Annotated in this window: 23 protein-coding genes, 1 pseudogene and 1 other annotated feature; of the genes and pseudogenes, 16 read left to right on the top strand and 8 right to left on the bottom strand. The window is 39.0% G+C overall.

Annotated elements, in window-relative coordinates; genetic code table 11:
* Positions 1-60: 60 nt before the first annotated feature.
* Positions 61-298: a binding site (T-box leader), on the top strand.
* 58 nt (positions 299-356) lie between these two features.
* The 5 genes from ACFX4L_RS09730 to ACFX4L_RS09710 all read left to right on the top strand — a co-directional run bounded on the left by ACFX4L_RS09730 (position 357) and on the right by ACFX4L_RS09710 (position 5314).
* Positions 357-1706, top strand: coding sequence for an amino acid permease (locus ACFX4L_RS09730; protein WP_089363817.1), 1350 nt, complete (start codon positions 357-359; stop codon positions 1704-1706).
* A 228-nt stretch (positions 1707-1934) separates the two neighbouring features.
* Positions 1935-2591, top strand: a complete 657-nt coding sequence (locus ACFX4L_RS09725) for a phosphatase PAP2 family protein (RefSeq protein WP_377382194.1) — start codon at positions 1935-1937, stop codon at positions 2589-2591.
* Between the two features lie 247 nt (positions 2592-2838).
* Entirely contained in the window at positions 2839-4044 is a 1206-nt protein-coding gene (locus ACFX4L_RS09720; protein WP_377404895.1) for a hypothetical protein, read from the top strand.
* A gap of 176 nt (positions 4045-4220) precedes the next feature.
* The gene (locus tag ACFX4L_RS09715; RefSeq protein WP_061464555.1) at positions 4221-4550 is read left to right on the top strand and encodes a PadR family transcriptional regulator; all 330 of its coding nucleotides are present in this window, start codon (positions 4221-4223) and stop codon (positions 4548-4550) included.
* Between the two features lie 2 nt (positions 4551-4552).
* A complete protein-coding gene (locus ACFX4L_RS09710) occupies positions 4553-5314 on the top strand; it encodes an HAAS domain-containing protein (RefSeq protein WP_377382198.1) in 762 nt (253 codons plus the stop codon).
* A gap of 82 nt (positions 5315-5396) precedes the next feature.
* On the opposite strand, the gene ACFX4L_RS09705 is transcribed toward ACFX4L_RS09710, so the two are convergent.
* The 3 genes from ACFX4L_RS09705 to ACFX4L_RS09695 form a co-directional block, all read right to left on the bottom strand.
* Positions 5397-6785 (bottom strand): L-cystine transporter, encoded by a 1389-nt coding sequence (locus tag ACFX4L_RS09705; RefSeq protein ID WP_377382200.1) that lies wholly within the window; start codon positions 6783-6785, stop codon positions 5397-5399.
* 238 nt (positions 6786-7023) lie between these two features.
* Positions 7024-8163, bottom strand: coding sequence for a DUF4179 domain-containing protein (locus tag ACFX4L_RS09700; RefSeq protein ID WP_377382203.1), 1140 nt, complete (start codon positions 8161-8163; stop codon positions 7024-7026).
* Complete coding sequence (locus ACFX4L_RS09695) at positions 8160-8726, bottom strand: sigma-70 family RNA polymerase sigma factor (protein WP_317778618.1); 567 nt, start codon at positions 8724-8726, stop codon at positions 8160-8162. The genes ACFX4L_RS09700 and ACFX4L_RS09695 overlap by 4 nt, the downstream gene beginning before the upstream one ends.
* A 369-nt stretch (positions 8727-9095) precedes the next feature.
* Between ACFX4L_RS09695 and ACFX4L_RS09690 the strand changes: the two genes are divergently transcribed.
* From ACFX4L_RS09690 to ACFX4L_RS09680, 3 genes are all read left to right on the top strand, one after another.
* Entirely contained in the window at positions 9096-9608 is a 513-nt protein-coding gene (locus tag ACFX4L_RS09690) for a GNAT family N-acetyltransferase (protein WP_377404892.1), read from the top strand.
* Between the two features lie 206 nt (positions 9609-9814).
* Positions 9815-10276 (top strand): VOC family protein, encoded by a 462-nt coding sequence (locus tag ACFX4L_RS09685; RefSeq protein WP_125160313.1) that lies wholly within the window; start codon positions 9815-9817, stop codon positions 10274-10276.
* 70 nt (positions 10277-10346) lie between these two features.
* Positions 10347-11204, top strand: coding sequence for a pentapeptide repeat-containing protein (locus ACFX4L_RS09680; RefSeq protein WP_377404889.1), 858 nt, complete (start codon positions 10347-10349; stop codon positions 11202-11204).
* 37 nt (positions 11205-11241) lie between these two features.
* Here ACFX4L_RS09680 and ACFX4L_RS09675 read toward each other — a convergent pair whose 3' ends face one another.
* Entirely contained in the window at positions 11242-11511 is a 270-nt protein-coding gene (locus ACFX4L_RS09675) for a hypothetical protein (RefSeq protein WP_377404886.1), read from the bottom strand.
* A gap of 352 nt (positions 11512-11863) precedes the next feature.
* On the opposite strand from ACFX4L_RS09675, the gene ACFX4L_RS09670 reads away from it, so the two are divergent.
* Entirely contained in the window at positions 11864-12601 is a 738-nt protein-coding gene (locus ACFX4L_RS09670) for a MerR family transcriptional regulator (protein ID WP_377404883.1), read from the top strand.
* 74 nt (positions 12602-12675) lie between these two features.
* Here the strand turns inward: ACFX4L_RS09670 and ACFX4L_RS09665 are convergent, their stop codons facing one another.
* A complete protein-coding gene (locus ACFX4L_RS09665) occupies positions 12676-13077 on the bottom strand; it encodes a hypothetical protein (RefSeq protein WP_125160307.1) in 402 nt (133 codons plus the stop codon).
* 105 nt (positions 13078-13182) lie between these two features.
* Between ACFX4L_RS09665 and ACFX4L_RS09660 the strand changes: the two genes are divergently transcribed.
* A complete protein-coding gene (locus tag ACFX4L_RS09660) occupies positions 13183-13605 on the top strand; it encodes a UPF0715 family protein (RefSeq protein ID WP_377404880.1) in 423 nt (140 codons plus the stop codon).
* A 31-nt stretch (positions 13606-13636) separates the two neighbouring features.
* On the opposite strand, the gene ACFX4L_RS09655 is transcribed toward ACFX4L_RS09660, so the two are convergent.
* Positions 13637-14317 (bottom strand): copper homeostasis protein CutC, encoded by a 681-nt coding sequence (locus tag ACFX4L_RS09655; RefSeq protein WP_377382219.1) that lies wholly within the window; start codon positions 14315-14317, stop codon positions 13637-13639.
* Positions 14318-14581: 264 nt separating this feature from the next.
* Between ACFX4L_RS09655 and ACFX4L_RS09650 the strand changes: the two genes are divergently transcribed.
* The 4 genes from ACFX4L_RS09650 (at position 14582) to ACFX4L_RS09635 (ending at position 16897) form a co-directional block, all read left to right on the top strand.
* Positions 14582-14848, top strand: coding sequence for a transporter suffix domain-containing protein (locus tag ACFX4L_RS09650; RefSeq protein ID WP_250211696.1), 267 nt, complete (start codon positions 14582-14584; stop codon positions 14846-14848).
* 36 nt (positions 14849-14884) lie between these two features.
* Positions 14885-15535 (top strand): NUDIX hydrolase, encoded by a 651-nt coding sequence (locus tag ACFX4L_RS09645; RefSeq protein WP_125160304.1) that lies wholly within the window; start codon positions 14885-14887, stop codon positions 15533-15535.
* Between the two features lie 373 nt (positions 15536-15908).
* Positions 15909-16370, top strand: a complete 462-nt coding sequence (locus tag ACFX4L_RS09640; protein WP_377404877.1) for a DUF2690 domain-containing protein — start codon at positions 15909-15911, stop codon at positions 16368-16370.
* 83 nt (positions 16371-16453) lie between these two features.
* Positions 16454-16897: a DUF2690 domain-containing protein gene (locus ACFX4L_RS09635; protein WP_284472016.1), complete on the top strand. Its 444-nt coding sequence runs from the start codon at positions 16454-16456 to the stop codon at positions 16895-16897.
* 81 nt (positions 16898-16978) lie between these two features.
* On the opposite strand, the gene ACFX4L_RS09630 is transcribed toward ACFX4L_RS09635, so the two are convergent.
* Together ACFX4L_RS09630 and ACFX4L_RS09625 are read right to left on the bottom strand one after the other, a co-directional pair.
* Positions 16979-17503, bottom strand: coding sequence for a methylated-DNA--[protein]-cysteine S-methyltransferase (locus tag ACFX4L_RS09630; protein ID WP_284469913.1), 525 nt, complete (start codon positions 17501-17503; stop codon positions 16979-16981).
* Positions 17490-18089, bottom strand: a complete 600-nt coding sequence (locus ACFX4L_RS09625) for a bifunctional transcriptional activator/DNA repair enzyme AdaA (protein ID WP_377404874.1) — start codon at positions 18087-18089, stop codon at positions 17490-17492. The genes ACFX4L_RS09630 and ACFX4L_RS09625 overlap by 14 nt, the downstream gene beginning before the upstream one ends.
* Before the next feature lie 224 nt (positions 18090-18313).
* Here ACFX4L_RS09625 and ACFX4L_RS09620 point away from each other — a divergent pair, with 224 nt between their 5' ends.
* Both ACFX4L_RS09620 and ACFX4L_RS09615 read left to right on the top strand, forming a co-directional pair.
* Complete coding sequence (locus ACFX4L_RS09620) at positions 18314-19222, top strand: DNA-3-methyladenine glycosylase family protein (protein WP_377382401.1); 909 nt, start codon at positions 18314-18316, stop codon at positions 19220-19222.
* 449 nt (positions 19223-19671) lie between these two features.
* A pseudogene (locus ACFX4L_RS09615) lies at positions 19672-19898 on the top strand (collagen-like protein); the annotation flags it as partial.
* Between the last annotated feature and the right edge of the window lie 8 nt (positions 19899-19906).

Below are 19906 nucleotides of genomic sequence, written 5' to 3'. Positions count from 1 at the left end.
TTACTTCGAGTCCGTATAGTATGGGATATTATTAAAAATATTCAGATATAATTTAATTTTTGAAACGCAATGATCAGGAGTAGTAAAAGCACATTATTCGGTAAAGAGAGCTGCGGGTTGGTGCAACGCAGTCCAATGATACTTTGAACTTGCCTGGGAGTGGTAAAGCGAAAGATAGGAATTATTCCATTCTTTTGTTTTAACGATTGACCTTCGTTACAAGGTTTTTAAAGCAGGGTTCTAGAAAAGAGCCAATAAGAGTGGTACCGCGGTAAGCTTAAGGCATATCGTCTCTTTCTTCATTTGATTATGAAGGAAGAGACGATATGCTTTTTTGATTTTGGGGAGGTAAGGATATGGAGACGGATAAACGGAATTTACAGAGGACAATGACTTCAAGGCATATTACGATGATGGCATTAGGCGGTGCAATCGGGGCAGGTTTATTTAAAGGAAGCAGTTCAGCCATTGATATGGCAGGCCCTTCCGTAATCATTGCGTACTTGATAGGGGGCATCATCCTATTATTCATCATGCAAGGTTTAGCTGAAATGGCGGTCCGCAATAGCGGTGCACGAACATTCAGGGATTTGGTCCAATCGATTTTAGGAAAGTATCCTGCCTATTTCCTGGATTGGATCTATTGGAAAATGTGGGTATTGAATATCGCGGCCGAATCAGTGGTTGCGGCGATTTTCCTTCAATATTGGCTGCCTGGATATCCAATCTGGATACTGGCATTAGCTGTTTCGGTTTTAGTTACTGCGGTTAACTTGCTGTCGGTAAAGGTTTTTGCTGAAACGGAGTACTGGCTTGCTTTAATTAAAATTACCGTCATCATTGTGTTCATCATGGCTGGATTATTGTTATTGCTCGTGACTTTTGGTGATCATACAGCCGTCGGTTTCTCTAACTTGACTGAGCATGGCGGTTTCTTTCCAAATGGATCAAAAGGTTTAATCACCGCGATGCTGGTGGTAATCTATTCATATGGCGGAACGGAAATTATCGGGGTCACATTGGCTGAAACGAAAGATCCTGAAAAAGTGGTTCCAAAAGCCGTTCGCAGTACATTGGTAAGGATCATTTCCTTCTATATCATTCCATTTTTCATCATCGTTAGCTTAATTCCTTGGAATGAAGTAAACGGTGTGCCGGAAAGTCCGTTTGTGATGGTATTTCAAATGATTGGGATTCCAGGTGCCGACCATATTATGAACGCCGTTGTTCTGCTGGCGATCATTTCATCGATGAACTCTGGATTGTATGGTTCATCCCGCGTTCTGTATACACAAGCCGTGGACGGTCGCATTCCGAAAATCTTTTCAAGGTTATCCAAGAAAAAAGTTCCTGTTTTCGCAATATTAATGTGTACGTCCGCTTTATACGGCGGTGTACTGATTTCCTTATTTGCTGGAAGCAAGACCTTCGATTTCCTAATGGGATCGCTGGGATATACCGTATTATTCATCTGGTTGATCATTGCATTCGCCCATTTGAAATCACGTAAACAACAGTCCGGAAAAACAAGTGCCTATTCGGTTAAATGGTTCCCGTATACGACATGGGCTGCGATCATCGCTTTAATAACGATCCTGATCGGAATCATTTTCACGACATCCATAATCGTAACGATCATGACACTTTGCATCTACATTTTCATTACCTTAACGTATGTATGGAAAAGACGCCATAACAAAATCTAGAGAAAGCAGTGTTATCACCTTTACCTTCTCGCATATACATTTTAAGTTCCAGGCCGTGGTAACATACCATGGCTTTCTTTATGTATTTTGGGTCTGATGAAAAGTAAGAGATATCCATTTTACTAGTTCATGGGAATCTTAACTTTAGCAATTAAACAGTTAATCTAGTGAAAAATGTTGTATAATAATCTTTGGAAAATAACCAATATATTGAAAGCTGGAGCGAGTATGAAAAACAATTCTATCTTATCCTTTCACCCATTATGTTATTTATTACTTTTAGTGATTACTAGTTCCATCTACTCGGTAATCAATCAATCCACAGGTCACGCTGTCGATGTTACGACTATAATAGATGGGGAGATTCCCTTTATTAAAGAATTTGTCGTTCCTTATTTACTTTGGTACCCGTATATTTATGGATTGCTGATTTACTACTGTTTCGTTGACCGGAAGCACTATTTTGTGGCATTAGGCAGTTTGGTATCAGGGAAACTTATCTGTTTTCTTGTATATTGCCTTTGGCAATCGACAGTCCCGCGTCCAGAAGTGGTGGGGAACGATATCTTTGCCCATTTAATGCGAGTTGTTTATAGTCATGATCAACCTGTTAACTGTCTTCCCAGCATTCATGTACTGACTACATTCATCATGATGATCGTCGTCCATAAGCGGAAAGAGCAGCATAAATGGGAGTACATCAGTGTCACTACATTGGGAACACTGATTATCCTCTCCACGCTATTCACGAAACAGCATGCTGTATTGGATGTACTCGCAGGGATACTTCTTGCATGTGGGGTATATGCAGCTGTCCAGTATATGTTCCAAGCGCTATCGGCTTTTCAGGGCAATCATTACGCAGCGAGGCAAATGAAAAAGTGATTACAGGCCATAAAAGAAGGAAAATGCCACTGTAAGATATTCGCTCCCATGGGCTGATATTTTACAGTGGCATTTTATGTGAAGTTCAATTAAGAAACAACAAGAGTATTGAAAATTGGCTATGTTAATAATGAAGGTTGATCAAGTAGACAAGATAACTCGAAAGATGAAGGTGGGATTTGGATATTTATGTTAAAGTGTATAAAGAGAATTGAAAGAGTGGACATTTAAATTAGGGGAGAACAGAATGACTCATTATCTTAATCGAATTGCTGAAGACTTGTTTAAAGCGAAATTGGAAAATTATTGGCCGGGTTTTGAACTTGTTGCTTATGCATTATATGATAAGAAAAATGTTTATCTATTCAATCATCCTAAATTTAGTAACGATCAACAATCTACATATCATATTTTAAGTTGGGATGTGCAGTTTACTGGAGACACAATCATTCTGTTTGAAGAATATCCCACTGCAATTGTTAATATGGAATCGTATGAGGAATATGAAGGTTTGTATTCAATACTTATTCACGAATTATTTCACGGCTATCAATATATAAAAGGTGAAAAACGGTTTCCTGATGAAATGATGGGAATCACATATCCGTTGTCAAAAGATAATGTGGAATTACGAAATCAGGAAAGAACAAATCTTTATCGTGCGTTGTTGGAAAACAACATTATTAAGAAGAAACAATATCTTAATAATTTCATAGCCTTAAGAGAAAAAAGAACAGCCAAGATTAAAGAGTATCTAACATATGAAAAATTAATTGAAACCGTTGAGGGACCCGCGTGGTATGTGGAATTAAAGGCTTATTCGGAAAAAAGCCCACATGATTACCATTCAGTTTTAAAAAAGTATGGACAACAGTTACTAAACAAATATAAATCTACTTCTAGTATAAGAAGGAGTTGTTATAGTTCCGGTTTGTTTATGTGTTTATTACTGGAGGAGCTTTCACCAGGTTGGATGGAAAGTTTTTTTGGTATAGAAGAAACATTATATGACCTAGTTAAAAAGCATTCCGGTGACTATATAAAATATCCGATAGCTGATGTGAAAATAAGTTCTGAAACAGAGAAAGCAGTTAATTTTGCTTTAGAAAAGAGAAAAAATGAATTTGAAGAATTTTATGAACAAGCAGGAATTCATCTATATATTGAAGGGGAAATAACTGCCAAAACCTATGATCCGATGAATATCATCCCCTTAGAAGATAGACTTTTACATAAGAGCTTTTTAGAAGTAAGAATCAACAATGAAGCTTATCATATTCAACAACCCGTTATTGCCTATTTTGGAAATGGAATTCAAAACATAAATAGATTACATCTGATTTTAGAGAATAAACCCATTGAAAATATTGATTCGCTTACAATTGATGGTGTTGGAGAAATAAAGGGAAGATATAAAAAACAAGAAAATACCTTGCATTTACTTATTAATTAAAATGGACATTAAAAATCCGAAAAAAGAAGAAATCCCACTAAAGGAATAATAAGGGATTAAACACTTGCAATACAAGGTAGTTAAATGTAAAATAAAGTATATCTTCCTTTTTTAAGTAATATTTTTTAAACTAATACCTTGTTATACAAGATAAAGGGGGAGGTGATTTAATATCCATGACATCAACTCAAATGCTTAAAGGGATATTGGAAGGTTGTCTGTTAGCGATCATTAAAGAAGGGGAGGTTTACGGGTATGAATTAGCCGAAAAGCTTGGGGGATATGGGTTTGATTCTTTAAGTGAAGGTACCATTTATCCATTATTAATACGCATGCAGAAGGAAAAATTAGTAATTACGACTTTAAAGAAGTCTACAGCAGGTCCTAGTCGGAAGTATTACTCTTTATCTGAAAAAGGCGAAAGCGAACTGGAAGTCTTCATTGACCGCTGGAATAAGCTAAGTTCAAATGTAAATAAAATAGTGAAAAACAAAGGGGGAATGTAAAGGTGCTTGATGTTAACAAACCGTTATCCAAGGAAAGTCAAAACTTTTTAGAAAACCTCAGATTATACCTTTTTTCAAGTGGAAAGAAAACGGCTGAAATCGAGGATATCATCGAAGAGTTAGAGGTCCATCTTCTTGAAGCTGAAAGGAATAAAAAAAGCGTGGAACATATCGTAGGCAGAAGTCCAAAAGAATATATGGAGCAACTTTCTGATGAAATGTCTGTTGATTTTATGGGATGGCTGAAGTATATAGTGATGATCTTAATCGGGGCATTTTCCTATTGGATTATTGCAAAAGCTATAAATGGTGGTATTGAATTTTCATTGTGGGAAATCATTGGTTATCCTTTTGCTGGCATACTTTCGATATTCATTTATATGATGTGTTTTAGGTATATGGCTAGTCATAAATTATCCAAGGTAAAGCAGGGTGTACTCCTATATGGACTAGGCATAATCTCGATTGCGTTATTTGCAGGTTTAATTATTTTTAGTGGCATTTATAGTACAACTTTTATAAAACTTGATAACACAGGTAATGCTGTTGCTGTAATACTGGCCATTTCAATATTCATCCTCATATCCTTATGGAGCAAATCCTGGGTTTCCATCATCATTCCGATACTCCTTTTTGCACCTGAAGTTTTATTGAAACAGACCCATTACCAAGGGAACGTTAATTTGATACTGAGCAGTTTGATAACGATGCTGGGTATACTTATTTATTGTGGATATACGATCAGGAAAACCAAAAGCAGTTGAAGTGATTTTTATACAGGTTCATTAGCCTATACAAAAAAAAGCACCAGACTTCCTATGACAGGTAGTCCGATGCTTTTTTCTTTTACATTTCAGCTTCTATTTTCAAAGATGATTCTTCGCTGAACTGTTCCTTATCTAGGTCGCCTGTTATTTTACTAGTCAGAATACCGGAAGTCATGCTTCCGCTGACATTCACAGCCGTTCTTCCCATATCGATCAATGGCTCGACGGAAATCAAAAGTCCAGCCAAGGCGATTGGCAAGTTCATTGCAGATAATACTAGAATGGCAGCGAAGGTTGCTCCTCCGCCTACACCTGCAACCCCGAAAGAGCTAATGGCCACGATGGCAATCAACATGGCTATAAAGGAAGGCGTTAGTGGGTCGATTCCCACCGTTGGAGCGATCATGACCGCTAACATGGCCGGATAGATGCCGGCACAGCCATTTTGACCGATCGATAAGCCGAAGGATCCGGCAAAGTTGGCAATTCCTTCGGAAACCCCTAGTTGTTTCTGTGTTTGGATGTTCAATGGAAGTGCTCCTGCACTTGTTCGCGAAGTGAAGGCAAACGATAATACCGGGAAAGCTTTTCTCAAGTATACCATTGGATTCAATCCTGCAAGCGTCAGCAATAACAAATGAATGAGGAACATGACAATCAGGGCGACATAAGAGGCCCCCACGAATTTCCCCAACTTCAGGATGGCATCCAGATCACTCGTAGCTACCGTCTTCGTCATGATCGCCAAGATTCCGTATGGTGTTAAACGCAGGATCAATGTGACTACGCGCATGATGATGCTGTGCAATGTATCTACTATTTTAGCAAAAAATTCAGCTTGATCAGGCTGCTTCCTTTTGACTCCTAAATAGGCAATTCCAAGAAATGCAGCAAAAATTACAACGGAAATGGTTGAAGTCGGACGTGCTCCCGTTAAATCAAGGAACGGATTAGACGGAATCAATTCAAGGATTTGCTGCGGCATCGTTTTATCCTGAATCGTACCGTATGTTTCCGATATTTGATCACCGCGGCTTAACTCTGCTTCCCCCTGCTCAATTTGAACGGCTTCTAAATTGAATACAGTTGCAGAGGTGATACCTACGGCTGCTGCAATCGCAGTCGTTCCAAGCAGGATTCCGATGATCAGGACACTGATCTTTCCGATATTGCTGGTCAGTTTCAATCTTGTAAATGCTGATAAGATCGAAATGAAGACAAGCGGCATGACGATCATTTGCAGGAACTTGACATAGCCGGAACCTACAATGTTAAACCAATCGACCGATTTAATGATCGCCTCTGACTGAGGTTCATAGAAATACTGCAAAAGAAGTCCGAATACGATCCCTAAACCAAGTCCAGTAAAGACCCTTTTAGTAAAGGAAACATGCTTCTTATTCATGTAAAATAAAACGCCTAAAAGAACGAGCATTATGGCAAGATTTAAAAACACATAACCAATCATATCTATCCCCCCCCCTAATTCCGATTAATCAAATAAGAATAATGAATATCTGAAGACAATGATACATCATCCGTCGATTTTTTACCAGAAGAAAATAATTTATTTTTGACTTTTGAAGGGATTCATGTATATATCCATATTCACGAACTGGATTAGAAGGAACAATAAAAAGGAGGCATACATGAACCCTTTCCGCTCTCGGATCAGGATTTCTGTATACCTCTCGTGAATAGAACAGTTATTTCTTCAAATCAATCATGATATCGTCCAATACCAACTCTTTGGGAGCATTTTTTGGTTTTGATGGGAAGGATGACACCTTTTCTTTACCATCTTCCGTTATGGTTACTTCCCCATGATTCTCTGAGGTGAAATTCCGTAACGACAAATGAGGAGTTGCAATCAGTTTCGTAGCATTCTGATCAATTTTTTGGAAGGTTTTACTCCAGCTCATATTATAAGAACCCAAACCCATTCCTCCGTTACCTTGACCAGAGTAAACATTTCCTAAGTCATCTTTAATGGTCAATTCAACATAGACGTCATCCCACTTGCTTTTAACCAAGTCGGAAACTTCTTGATTGTAGTGAACGACAAATGACATCGGTGATATCGCGATTTTTTCAACCGAAACCTTTACTCCATATTGATCTACACTTTTATTGATGACCTTCTCGTTGCTTTCGGTTGCCTCTAAAGAGAAGGCAAAGTTCCAATTTCCTTTTATCTCTTTATGCTTGTCAGTAATACTAATGCTGTTTATATCCCAGTCTATATTTACCTTATCTTCTTTAAGATCTTCTAAATTACTAGCCGTTAATAAGCCTACATATTTTTTATCAGCTACTTTTGTAACTCCGTCCGATCCTGCTTGGGCTTTCATTTCTTTTATATTCGGGCCGGGAATATAGAATGATCCATCCCCCAAATCTTCTTCGCTTTCAATAGTATAAGTGATGGTTACCGTTTTTCCGTCATAAATGGCGTCATTTATCGTGAAAGTAAGGCCATTGCTTTCTTCGGTAAGGCCAATTTCGTTGGAGTAGGCCTTATAATCACCGTAAAGACCCTTTCCAGTATTCTTGATATCATCATAGAGACCCGTTTTTCCATTACCTAAAAAGCTGAAAATATCTCCTATTAAAGGAAGGCTTTTAGCAGAAGCGGTAAACGAGAATCCTATCGTTGCGGTGGATAATCCGAATATAATGGAAGCAGCCAGCACATTCTTCTGCCAACGCTTCATTTTTTTCTTCTTGCTTATTGATTTTTTGAGTGATCTTTTGATTTTGGCTTTCTCTAGTTCGGTGACTTCCATTTCCTTAAATTCAGTTTCGTCTATGTCCATATCATTTAATAATTCATAAATATCCTTCATACGACGCTGCCTCCTAACTTAAGATTCGTAGCTTTTTGACTTAGCTTCTTTTTTCCTCTATAAATACGATTGTCTATTGATGCTTTGGTCAACCCGAGTTTTATCGATATATCCTCATTTTTCAAACCTAGAAAGTACTTCATGATAAAAATATCCCGATCAACAGGTTCTAAGAGATTGATTAACTGAAGCAGTTCTTTTCTGTCTTCCAATATAATCAGTTCATCTTCTACAGATTTTTCTGAATCTACTTCTGTGTAACCTGACGTAAGCTCCATTTTCTTCATGGCTTTTCTGTAGTAATCAATCGCTTTAAACTTAGCAATCGCACAAATCCATTTTCTGAAATCTGTTTTATCCCCATGGAACTTTTTCGAATTGTTCCAGATTGAGAGAAAAATATCATTGATGCATTCCTCCAGAACACCGTCGTTCTTGAGTGGTGAGAGAACCTTATATGCGACCCCCTTGATTAGTGGCAAATAGGTATCCACTACAAATTCCAATGCATCCTCTTCTTGGCGTTGCAGCCGCTCGATAAAATTTCCTTCAGTAGACTTCATGATCATGATTCCCCTCGTTTTTTTGTAAAAGCTTTTACACCTTATACAACGTATGTAAAAAGATTTATTCTCAACTATTTGTGGAGTTTTATAGAAATTAGTTGGTATGATGGGTTCATAGTAGTTGGAATGATATGGTATTGAGGGTATCACGATTTGTCAGTATGTGACAGTGTTATCCAAATGACAGCATTAAACGATCAAAAATAGATTCTTTACTAAAGGCACATGCTTCCTGCTAAAAACTGTTGAATGAAAAAAAATTCTTTATCCATTTATCAGGAAGGATAAGCCCTTGGTTTTCTTGAATGATAGGTATGGAAGATATCAGGTCTCATATGATTAGCGTTTTTGGAAAGGGATGAAGGAATGAAGGATATATACATTGATAGGCTTAATGAACAGGATGCACAAGAGTTATTTGCATTTGAATGTAATAATAGAAGGTTTTTCGAGCATACGGTCCAAAGCCGGGGAGATGATTATTATAGCTTTGGAACGTTTGAAATCAGGCATAAGGAATTATTAAAAGAACAAGAAGATGCTATCTCCTCTTTTTATCTGATTAAGGATAGTTCAGGCATAATCGTTGGTAGGATTAATCTTGTGGATATCGACCCCATTAATGGTACGGCACATGTCGGATATAGAATTGGTGAAGCGTTTACGCAAAAAGGGATAGCGAACGAAGCTTTAAAGCTTTTGGTTAATCTTGCGCCGGAATTGAATGTGACTCAAATACATGCCAAAACGACAAGCAGCAATATGTTTTCTCAAAAGGTTTTAGTGAAAAACGGTTTTGAACGGATTTCGGTTAATACGGAAAATAATCTGGATACCGGTCAAAAGGTAACATTCTACCATTTTAGTAAGAACCTATAAATCCACATTCCTCTATTAATAGACCGCATTCCCAAGAAAAATTGTGAAAAGGCGGGGATTTATCGTGAAGTACCGAAGGGCATGCGAGGATTTACCGCTTGACGATTGCAAAGGATTTAAGAGTTGAAGCAGCAATGAAGAAATAATCGCGAGATATTTTCCCGGCAAAAGGGTTCATTACTTAAAAGGAGAAAGGAGAATGTAATATGATAGAAGGTTTATATGAAGCCCATTTACCCGTTAAGAACCTGGCCATCTCAATCGATTTTTATAAGAAAATAGGCTTGAAACTAGCTTGGAGGGATGAAGATACTGCCTTCTTTTGGATAGAGGAAAACAAAAGCTGGGTCGGCCTATGGGAAGGGAAAGAATATCAAACTCCATACCACCCTTCACTTAGGCATATCGCCTTTCGGGTATCTTATGAAAATATGAAAAATTCGTTAACTTGGCTTCAATCTCTAAAAATTGAAGTCGTCCCTTTTGGTAAGAGGACAACCATTGAACCTTTTGTGCGTCCGAACCAAGGAAACGCTTCCGTCTATTTTACTGACCCTGATGGCAATAGTCTGGAATTTATGTGTTCGGTAAAAGTCCCTGATGCATATAAGCATATGACCGAAAAACTTTCACTTGAAGAATGGGAAAAACTAAAGTCTATCTTATAGAAGAAAAAAATCTACTAGTATGAAACGATTTTAGAAAGGCAGAGCCAGTTTTTAAAGGAAGGTGTAAGTATTGTTCAATCAATTAAAGAATGACGATAGAATTCTTAATAATTTGCGTGCAGACTGTGAGTATTGTTTTGGTTTGTGCTGTGTAGCTTTGCCTTATGCAAAATCTGCTGATTTTGCATTTGATAAAGATGGAGGTACACCATGTTCAAACCTGCAATCAGATTATCGTTGCGGCATCCATGAAAATCTCAGAGCAAAAGGATTTAGGGGCTGCACGGTATATGAATGCTTTGGTGCCGGTCAAAAGGTATCCCAAATCACTTATGATGGAAACGATTGGAGAGACAACCAAGCGTCAGCAAAGGAAATGTTTGATGTATTTCCTATTATGCAACAACTTCATGAAATGCTTTGCTACTTAAATGAAGCACTGAATTTAGAAGATGCGAAACCACTTCATCGAGATTTGCAGGCTGCTTTTGAAGACACGGAATATCTTACTAAGCAAAATCCAAAGTCTCTATTGGCACTAAATGTACCAGCCCATAGAGCGACCGTTAATGATTTACTTCTGCGCACAAGTGAACTGGTACGTGCAAAGGTTTCATTTAAGAAAAATCAAAAAAAACAGTACAAAATAGGCAGGGGGAGCGACCTTATCGGTGCAAAGTTGAGAGGTGCTGATCTTAGGGGAGCGAACTTAAGAGGAGCTTTGTTTATTGCATCTGACCTCAGAGAAGCTGACATGAGAGTGACTGATCTTATCGGTGCCGACTTTAGGGACGCTGATTTAAGCGGTGCCGATCTCACTGGAAGTTTCTTTATCACACAAGCACAAGTTAACTCGGCCAAAGGCGATATGCATACAAAATTACCGCCTTCTTTAAGCATTCCCGATCATTGGAGAAAAAAAGTGTAGCTAAGATCGGAGCTAACTTTCATGCAGAGCAAATGCTTCATTCACGAGTAAAAGGCCCAAATTCATGAGTAAAGCCCAATTCACGAGTAAAATGCCGAAACTCACGAGTAAATGGCCAAAACTCACGAGTAAAAGACCAAAACTCACGAGTAAATGGCTCAAACTCACGAGTAAAAGGCCAAAACTCACGAGTAAAAGACCAAAACTCACGAGTAAATGGCTCAAACTCACGAGTAAAAGGCCAAAATTCACGAGTAAATGGTCCAAACTCCCGAGTAAAAGCGTCAAATTCATGAGTAAAGCCCAAACTCCCGAGTAAAAGCGTCAAATTCACGAGTAAAGCCGAAATTCACGAGTAAAAGCGTCAAATTCATGAGTAAAATGCGGAAACTCACGAGTAAAAGGCCAAAATTCACGAGTAAATGGTCCAAACTCACGAGTGAAAGCGTCAAATTCATGAGTAAAGCCCAAACTCACGAGTGAAAGCGTCCAACTCACGAGTAAAAAGGGAATTTTAATGTGTGAACTCTGACTATCATGCGATTCTTCATTAGGAAGGATCGTCTTTTCAAGTTAGGCGGAAAATTTTCATTTTTCTATTTGACTCTCACGTTGCGTAATACCTTACAGTAAATGATATCGAAAGGAGGTATGAAGCAGTGGCAATGAAAGTGAAAGAACTAGCCGGTTTAGTTGGCATTAGTGTGCGGACACTGCATTATTATGATGAGATCGGGTTATTATCGCCAGAGGAGACAACCGATTCCGGTTATCGCCTTTATTCGAATGAAAATCTTGAGATGTTGCAGCAAATCCTGTTTTTCAGGGAACTCGACATGCCTTTAAAGGAAATTAAACAAATGATAAGCAGTTCTTCGTTTGATAAACAAGAAGCGTTAAGGCAGCATCAAAAAATGTTACTGGAGAAACGCAGTCAACTCGATAAATTAATTAACACGGTCGATAAATCGATTAAGCATATGAAAGGGGAAATTCAAATGACGGATAAAGAAAAATTTGAAGGTTTTGACTTCAGTCAGAATCCATATGAAGAAGAAGCCCGAGAGCGTTGGGGGGATAAAGCTGTCGATGAGTCGAAGGCTAAAGTGGCGGGTATGTCCAAAGATGCACAGAAAATTGTATCGGATATTTATATAAAACTGACGTCAATCCGTACTGCCTCGCCCGAGTCGGAGGAGGCACAAGAAGCAATTAAAGAATGGTATGACTGTTTGAACACTAACTTCGGAACATACTCGCCGGAAGCTTTCAAAGGATTAGGTCAAATGTACGTGGATGATCAACGCTTCACCAAAAATATCGACCAATATGGTGATGGTTTAGCAAAATTTATGTGTGATGCGATGGGGCACTTTGCTGAAGCTAACAAAAATTGAATCCCCAGATTAGATGGAAGGTTGCTCCGGCAACCTTCTTATTTTGGAGCTGAATAATAGGCAATATCCAACCCCTATGGTCTGTACCCGTATGAAAAACTGAATATGAAAATGAAAAGTAAAAAAAGGGCCAATGATGGAATGAAACTAACGATCACCCATCCCTTCGCTTCCTTACTTTTCACACTTGTGAACCATTTAAAATAGATAAACAGGAGAATTATTAAAAAGGACCATAAATAATAACCAGTCATAGTGTCGACCCAGGCTGAATTTTTATCCCAGTAAGCGTCAGGTACAGGAGTGATATTCTCATACTGTTTATCAATTTTATTTTTAGTGGTAATGAAGAGATAGGAAATGACAGAGTAATAAACGGCAATGGCGGCTTTTACCCACCAGGGTAAGAATCGATTGGAAATCACTATTAAAAAGATGATGGCCAGAAAAATGAATAATTCGATATATAGCTCCAAAATAAAAACACCTCCATTTTATATAGTATAATGATTATGTAAAAATTCCCATTATATTATTGTAGGCTGCGTTGTCCGCCTGCTTATAGCGAGGTGTTGGTTAAAATGGAACTTTGGAAAATGAGTCAAAAGGTATCGGAGCTAAGCGATGTGATTCCTTATTATTTTTTTAGTCTAGTCTCCTCCTGTCTATTGCTTTCCACGGTGTTGGTTATTTTTAGCGGGGGTTCCTGGGGGGTACTTGGTATTATCGTGTTTTCTTTTTATGTGGTTATACCTTATTTATTATTTGCTGTTCCGGTACAGGTCCTTTTCAATAAACATCCTAAAAAATTCAGTTTACTTTATTTTTGCCTTTATATTTTTTTCTCTTTGCTGGCTGTATTCATTTATAGTTCGGTGCTTAATTTTGACTTCAGTATGGATGTTTTAACTACAAAGAATTACTATGCAATAAGCCTTTCTGCGGCACTGATTTTTTGGTTTTGGGACTCGGTCTTTTTACAAAAAAAGAGATCTGCATCATAAAAGGGACCAAAGAAATGGTCCCTTTCCGATATTATTTCTTTAGCATGTTCACGATTTCTTTAGCTTTTTCTAATTGGACTCCTTCAATGATACTGTTATTTTTTCGAACAGCCGTACCGAAATGATAGTGACCGGTATGCAATTCGGAATGGATCGATAGGATATTATCCTTATTTAAGCCGCTTCCCACCAATATCGCTATGTCGCCGCAGACTCTTTTCATTTGTTGAATGGTTTGCATGCGGCTGGGCAAATCCCCATGTCCACCGGAAGTCAATATCGTTGTGATTCCTGGATATTGTCCTAGTATTTCAGCTGAAAGGACTGGGTCGTTTGTGTCATCGATGGCTCGGTGGAATGTAATCTCCAAACCTTCACATACCGTCAATAGTTCTTCGAGGTATGGTCGATTGATTTCATTTTTTTCATTTAATGTACCCAATACGACCCCGTTCGCTCCCAGTGATCGAATGATTTGGATATCTTTTTTCATGATTTCCAAATCATTTTGAGTATAACAAAACGATTGGCTATGAGGCCTGACCATAACGTTGACTGGTATCTTTACCGAATTGACGACAGCTTCTATCAGGGCGTGGCTGGGAGTTAATCCCCCCTCGGCTAAAGCACTGACAAGCTCGATTCGGTCTGCGCCCGATTTCTCGATTAATAGGGCATCTTCTATGGTTGTGGCAATGAATTCAATATACATTGGATTTTTCCTTTCCTGCATGCAAGTGTTATAAGAATAGTATGTATAAGATTATTAAATCCATTAAGAATGGTAAAGTCAATCCATTAATAGATACAATGCCCTCCCTAGCTTTCCTCGATTGAAATTTCTTTATATCTCAATATTATGAAACGAAATGAACATTCAAACGTATAAAAAAAAGAATATATTCAATGGTATATTTGAAAGTGGAATGTTTGGCGGAGGAATTAAATGAAAATCATCATGACGGAGGTTATTTAATTGGATAAAGAAAGTAAGGAAATAAAGAAATCGAAGTTTTACAAAGTAGGGATGGGATTCCTGATCATTTCCCTTCTCACTTGGATCATTCCTGTAATAGCTCCTTTTACGCCTTTTTCGACTGGCGTTAAAGCGGGAGTCATAACAGGTGCAATCGTCTTTGCGGAAGTCATGTTTTGGGCTGGCGCGCTCTTGGTTGGGAAAGAGGTGGCTGCTAAATATAAAGGTTATTTAAACCCTAAAAATTGGAAAAAAGAAAAAGGGTGAAGCAGTTTTTTATAAAAAGGCTAGGAGTGAAGCTCCATGGAAACCGAGTTGTTGAAAGTATTCGATTCCGATCACATTCAAATCGGCGTGGCTCCGCGTGAGGAAGTACATAGATTGGGGCATTGGCATGAGGTTTTCCATTGCTGGTTTGCAAGTTCGGAAGCAGGAGTGGATTACCTATATCTTCAGCGTCGTTGTGCGATGAAAAAAGATTATCCGAATCTATTGGATATAACGGCTGCCGGTCATTTACTGGCTCATGAATCGGTATACGACGGAGTCAGGGAGATTAAAGAAGAAATAGGCATTGACGTTTCCTTTGACGAGTTGGTTCCATTAGGGATTATTGAATACCATCAAACGAAAGAAGATTTTATCGACAAGGAACTGGCAAACGTCTTTCTATATGAAAGTGCACATTGCTTCGATGATTTCACCCTGCAGCCAGAAGAGGTTTCCGGGATGGTGAAGGTAGTACTGAATGACTTCGAAGAGCTTTGGACCGAAGCGAAGGACAAAGTGAATATTAAGGGATTCGAAATGAATCAAGAAGGCCGTAGGATGATGATCGATCGATTTGTTGGACGAGATGAGCTCGTGCCGCATGATCTTTCCTATTATGAAAGCATCATTAGATTGATCAGAGAAAACTTATCGAAGGCTCCAGGTTCTGGCCTTGCTAAATGAAAATAAAGCCCCGACAAAATGATTCGAGTTTTGTTGGGGCTTTTCTCTATTTTAAAAAACATTAAGTCCATCGACCTGTGTCTTTTCCCCGTTCAACTATAGCCTATTAGCCCGTTTTGTCTCAAACGCGACATTCATATGTCCTTAGTTGTTCCCGGAATTGTCGTGAATTGTTCATAGGCATAATGACTTTGTCCTGTGGTGATTCAGTTGATAAAGCGAGACATATCAGACGTATAAATGATGGCAGGGTTCAAGTTAAAGGAGGTTTTCTGTAAATTTTCATGAACTAGGGAATTTATCACTTGTAAGAATATTACAAAATCGTAAGATAAACAAGTGTATAAATTTTGTTAAGGGGATGAGTGAAATAATGAAAAAAATGGTTTTATGTATTTCATTTTTTGTAGCTTTTTTAGTCCTTTTTGGCTCCCTTGATTTTTTTGCTAGCAAAGCATCAGCAGAAACACACACCTATGATGGAAAAAGTCCTTACTATAATAGTTGTGCAAATGGCGCAGTCACGAAGAAGTCAGTGAAAATTTATGCCAACGGTGCTTCTGCCAATTTGGAGTTGAAATTCAGCACAACTTGCAAAACGGCTTGGGCAAAGATCACTTTAAGCAGACCGGCTAAAGCAGATGGGGAGGCAACGGCATTGGTTGTCCGAAATACTGATAATAAACAATTTAGCTGTGCATCTCCTGGAGGAAATGGTGAAATAAATAAAGGTCAAACGACATGCTATACACCTATGGTATATGATTTAGATCCTCGAAAAGCTCAAGCAGTTGCATACTGGCCATATACGGCAGGCGAAACTGGCTGGTATTAATGAAAAAGGAAAGCCTTCATCTATTTTTACGCAAAGGAAGGATGAATGAATTGAATAAAAAGCTTAAAATGATAGGTTTATCCATGGTGATGACCTTGTCGATGTTTCTTGTCGATTTTGGATTTGGAAAAAATCAGGCCCTGGCCGAAACACATACTTATGATGGTAAAAGCCCTAACTATGATAGTTGTGCAAGTTCGGCGGTAACGAAGGATAAAAAATGGATCGATTCCAATTCGTACGTAGAATTGAAATTCAGCACTGTCTGTAAAACCGCCTGGGCAAAAGTGACCGTAACACGCCCCGCCGTATACAACCATGAAGCGGATGCCAGGATCGTCCGAAGTACTGATGGTAAGGCCTATACATGCGCCAGTTCCGGGGGCAATGGTGTTGTGAATATCGGGCAGACCTCTTGCTATACACCAATGGTATATGATTTGGACCCGCGCAAAGCACAGGGCCAAGGGATACATGCGATTCCTAATAGTGATGCATATAAAAAAGCGGTGACCATCTGGTACTAAGAAACAAAGGCGCAAAAAAAGCATCCGCATGATTGGATGCTTTTTTTGGCGGTCCGATTGAACTCACGCCTTATTCATTCATCACAGCTTTTTTTGTGCTTCCAATTCAAGTAGATATTGTTTCATCTCCGTACCCCCTCGGTAACCGGTAATGGCCCCGTTTTTCCCGATTACCCGATGACATGGCACCGTGATCAGAACAGGATTGGCACCAATGGCCGTTCCGACCGCCCGAACAGCGGAAGGTCTTTTGATGACTTGGGCAATGTCGGAATAGGAACAGGTTTTGCCATAGGGTATTTGATTCAGCGCTGCCCAAATTTCTTGTTGAAAGGGCGTACCTTTTACATCTGCTGGAAGAGAGAAAGTCTGCCTGGTTCCTTCGAAATATTCTAGGAGTTCTTGTAGATAGGGTGTTAACTCTTCTTCATTTTCAACAAGGCTCGCCATTGGAAAGCGTTTTTGTAGCCAAGCCTTCAGTTCTTCATACGATTGACCAGGAGAGCCTACATAGCAAAGTCCTTTTTCCGTCTTGGCAATATATAATTGCCACTTATCATAATGCAGTATGGCCCATTCAATGGTTTGTTCTTTAACATTCTTCATCTTGTTCACGCTCCTTCGCTTGAGTCTTGAGATAAGCTTTCCGATATCCTGAAGGGGTATTCCCCATTTTCCTTTTGAATAGCGTCAGGAAATAGGGTGTGCTTGAGAACCCGACAGCCAAGCCTATCTCAGTTATTGGCTGTTCGGAGTTTTCAAGGAGCCTCATTGCTTTTTCAAGGCGAAGCCGTTGAATGTATTCAGTGGGCGATATCCCCTTCACACGCTTGAATGACCGTTGTAAATGATAGGGGCTGCCGTGGGAAATATCCGCCAATCTGTTCAATGTGAGGGGTTCTCTGTAATGTGTGTCGATCCATTCGGCTATTTTGTCAACCCATTCTTCTGTCGGCAAATTCAGTCCTTCCGGTTTACATCGTTTACAAGGGCGGAAATCTTCTTCCAAAGCCATCATGGCATTTTTGAAAATCTTCACGTTTTCCTTATTAGGCACCCTGGATTGACAGGAAGGCCTGCAAAAAATGCCTGTCGTTTTTACCCCATATAAAAAATGATCATCATATGCTGCATCACAATCAATAATGGCTTTCCAATATTCATTCGGGAAATCTGCTTTTTTCGGATTCAACACATTCACCTCTTCTTTTAGTATACAAGAAAGCGTTGATATACAAACATTTTGATAATATAAAAGCAAGATAACGTAATTACTCAATTAGTGGAAAGTTAGTGGAGAAGACTATTGGTCTGTTAAAATAAGGGAGTTGAATGAAAAAGAAAAGAGCAAGATAACGTATCCATTTTTCATTACAATAAAGCTAAAGGAGGGGCAGAATGAAAGAGACATTATCAATGGACGAAGGCATGACTGAATTGAGAATACGTACACCAAAAGAGTTTAGTTTTTCGGAAAACCTTAAATACTTATCAAGATCCTCCAATGAATGTCTGTTCGAAATTGTTGATCAAAAAATTTATCGTGCACTTGTTGTCAAAAACGAGACACTTTTAGTAGAAATCAGTGCGATGAATGAAACCGAGCTGATCATTCAATTTCCAGGGCGAACAGCACCGATGGATAATCAGGTAAAGGATGCTGTCTCCCAATATATTCATCACTGGTTCGATCTTGAGACGAATCTTCTTCCTTTTTATGAGCTGGCCCAAAATGACCCTTTATTGCAAAAGCCGGTAAGCCAATTCTTCGGTTTAAGAAATATAGGCATCCCTGATTTATTTGAAGCGATTGCCTGGGGAATACTTGGACAGCAGATTAACTTGACTTATGCCTATACCTTGAAACGGAGGCTTGTAGAGGGGTTTGGTGATTTTGTTGAATTCGAAGGAAAGCAATATTGGCTGTTTCCAAAGCCTGATGTAATCGCGAAATTGACGGTCGAAGATTTTGCCGATTTGAGGATGACGGTGAAGAAGTGTGAATATTTAATAGGTGTTGCGCAACTGATTGCAGAAGGGGAACTTACAAAAGAAAAGCTGTTGAATGAAAAGGATGTAAAGAAGGCAGAAAAAATGCTGACCAAAATACGGGGAATCGGTCCGTGGACAGCGAACTATGTCTTGATGCGCTGTTTGCGTTTTCCCGCAGCCTTTCCCATCGATGACGTCGGGTTGCATAATTCCATGAAACTGGTCATGGAAACGGAAGCAAAACCAACGAAAGCGGAAATCCTGAAACTATCGGAAGCATGGGCCGATTGGGAATCCTATGCGACCTTCTATTTATGGAGATTGCTATATTGAATTAGTATATATTTCAACAACGGAGATAAAACTGCAGGTACCGTCGATATATTTCAATTTTCGGAGATAAACCTGTGGATTTCGTCGATATATTTCTACTTTCGGAGATAAAACTGCAGGTTCCGTCGATATATTTCAACAACGGAGATAAAACTGCAGGTTCCGTCGATATATTTCAACAACGGAGATAAAACTGCAGGTTCCGTCGATATATTTCTACTTTCGGGGATAAAACTGCAGGTACCGTCGATATATTTCAATTTTCGGAGATAAAACTGTGGATTTCGTCGATATATCTCTAAATTCGGAGATAAAACTGCAGGTACCGTCGATATATTTCAATTTTCGGAGATAAAACTGCAGGTACCGTCGATATATTCCAATTTTCGGAGATAAAACTGTAGATTACGTCGATATATCTCTAAATTCGGAGATAAACCTCGCTTCAATTTCCAGGACCACCGTCGGGTTCGGAAGCACCAACGGCGCCCCCACCGAGCTTTATCCCTCAACAACAATCGGCTTCAACATTTGCTGTAGATCAGGGACCATTTCGTTTTGTGCGAGTTTCTGGTATTATCCCATTTTTGTCGGTCCGCGATCTGTTGCAGGCTTCAGATGGAACGGCAGGTTCTGGACGGTTTTTGGCATTGATACAAGACAAATCAATCAATTCTTTTACCT

The sequence above is a fragment of the Peribacillus sp. YIM B13482 genome (assembly GCF_042787975.1).
Classification (GTDB): Bacteria; Bacillota; Bacilli; order Bacillales; family DSM-1321; genus Peribacillus; species Peribacillus simplex_A.
This window is presented reverse-complemented; position numbering and strand designations above follow the sequence as displayed.

Excerpts from the sequence above, each read along its gene's own strand:
- ACFX4L_RS09640 (WP_377404877.1), top strand. The coding sequence starts at position 15,909 with ATGAAAAAAATGGTTTTATGTATTTCATTTTTTGTAGCTTTTTTAGTC.
- ACFX4L_RS09620 (WP_377382401.1), top strand. The coding sequence starts at position 18,314 with ATGGACGAAGGCATGACTGAATTGAGAATACGTACACCAAAAGAGTTT.
- ACFX4L_RS09690 (WP_377404892.1), top strand. The coding sequence starts at position 9,096 with ATGAAGGATATATACATTGATAGGCTTAATGAACAGGATGCACAAGAG.
- ACFX4L_RS09730 (WP_089363817.1), top strand. The coding sequence starts at position 357 with ATGGAGACGGATAAACGGAATTTACAGAGGACAATGACTTCAAGGCAT.
- ACFX4L_RS09630 (WP_284469913.1), bottom strand. The coding sequence starts at position 17,503 with ATGAAGAATGTTAAAGAACAAACCATTGAATGGGCCATACTGCATTAT.
- ACFX4L_RS09660 (WP_377404880.1), top strand. The coding sequence starts at position 13,183 with ATGGAACTTTGGAAAATGAGTCAAAAGGTATCGGAGCTAAGCGATGTG.
- ACFX4L_RS09655 (WP_377382219.1), bottom strand. The coding sequence starts at position 14,317 with ATGTATATTGAATTCATTGCCACAACCATAGAAGATGCCCTATTAATC.
- ACFX4L_RS09700 (WP_377382203.1), bottom strand. The coding sequence starts at position 8,163 with ATGAAGGATATTTATGAATTATTAAATGATATGGACATAGACGAAACT.
- ACFX4L_RS09695 (WP_317778618.1), bottom strand. The coding sequence starts at position 8,726 with ATGAAGTCTACTGAAGGAAATTTTATCGAGCGGCTGCAACGCCAAGAA.
- ACFX4L_RS09705 (WP_377382200.1), bottom strand. The coding sequence starts at position 6,785 with ATGATTGGTTATGTGTTTTTAAATCTTGCCATAATGCTCGTTCTTTTA.
- ACFX4L_RS09725 (WP_377382194.1), top strand. The coding sequence starts at position 1,935 with ATGAAAAACAATTCTATCTTATCCTTTCACCCATTATGTTATTTATTA.
- ACFX4L_RS09645 (WP_125160304.1), top strand. The coding sequence starts at position 14,885 with ATGGAAACCGAGTTGTTGAAAGTATTCGATTCCGATCACATTCAAATC.
- ACFX4L_RS09715 (WP_061464555.1), top strand. The coding sequence starts at position 4,221 with ATGACATCAACTCAAATGCTTAAAGGGATATTGGAAGGTTGTCTGTTA.
- ACFX4L_RS09635 (WP_284472016.1), top strand. The coding sequence starts at position 16,454 with ATGGTGATGACCTTGTCGATGTTTCTTGTCGATTTTGGATTTGGAAAA.
- ACFX4L_RS09685 (WP_125160313.1), top strand. The coding sequence starts at position 9,815 with ATGATAGAAGGTTTATATGAAGCCCATTTACCCGTTAAGAACCTGGCC.
- ACFX4L_RS09720 (WP_377404895.1), top strand. The coding sequence starts at position 2,839 with ATGACTCATTATCTTAATCGAATTGCTGAAGACTTGTTTAAAGCGAAA.